Source organism: Gallintestinimicrobium propionicum, from assembly GCF_025567525.1.
GTDB classification, from domain to species: domain Bacteria; phylum Bacillota; class Clostridia; order Lachnospirales; family Lachnospiraceae; genus Gallintestinimicrobium; species Gallintestinimicrobium propionicum.
Genome location: NZ_JAOQJY010000059.1, coordinates 1 through 362 on the forward strand (window position 1 = coordinate 1; position 362 = coordinate 362).

A 362-nucleotide genomic window follows, 5' to 3' on the forward strand; every position below is an offset into this window, starting at 1 on the left:
CCACAGACCTTGCACCGCCGGAAGCAAAGCCCCCAGTCATTCAGCCTGTTCAGATAATAGGTAATCAACGGGTAGAGGGACGCATAGGCAGACACACATTCTTCTGTGCGCCGGTTGTCCGGGAACCAGAGGTCAAGCCGGGTATCTTCTGACGGTGCGCCTTTGAAATAAAGGCTGCCAGCTTGAAAATGTTTCGGTTTTCCTGTCTCCCTGTCAAAGCTCATGGTTTCGTTTTGGAATACCCCGGTCAGTCTGCTCATTTTATCCATGAAGCGGTCACAGGCAGCGTTACGGTCACGGGGTTCTCTGGCAAGCAGATAGCTGTTCCAGATACGGAACGCCACATACATTTTCAGAGGGTC

The 362-nt window shown here is 52.2% G+C and carries 1 pseudogene; it reads right to left on the minus strand.

The window, feature by feature from the left end:
* Positions 1 to 362: pseudogene (locus OCV62_RS18130) on the minus strand (hypothetical protein); the annotation flags it as partial.